We start from the raw sequence: 263 nt of genomic DNA, 5'->3' as shown, positions 1-263 counted from the left end.
ACTGCGCCGTGCACTGGGTAGCGACACAGCCAAATCTCTGCTCGTTGAGGACATGAGTCAAATCATGCATCAGTTTGTCACCGCTCATAATGATGACAGTATTGGTGTTAATAAAGGCAGTAGCGTTGATAACGGCGCTAGTAAGCAGTCAAAATCAGGCTTGGATTCAAAGCTAGGTTCTGAAAATAGCGATATTCATAACGCTAACATCTTTAAACCAAGCTATGTGCAGCTTGCCAGTGAGTATCTGGTGAGCGTCATAG

Annotated in this window: 1 protein-coding gene; it reads left to right on the top strand. The window is 44.9% G+C overall.

The genetic code is table 11. The annotated features are described in order from the left end of the window. Nucleotides 1-64: 64 nt before the first annotated feature. Nucleotides 65-263 (top strand): hypothetical protein (locus AAEZ05_RS28990; protein ID WP_350650063.1); only part of this gene is annotated, 199 nt, incomplete at its 3' end.

The organism is Pseudomonas sp. HY13-MNA-CIBAN-0226, assembly GCF_040310305.1.
Taxonomy (GTDB): Bacteria; Pseudomonadota; Gammaproteobacteria; order Pseudomonadales; family Pseudomonadaceae; genus Aquipseudomonas; species Aquipseudomonas gregormendelii.
The sequence above is the reverse complement of the archived record's forward strand: the minus strand, read 5'-3'. Positions and strand labels throughout refer to the sequence as shown.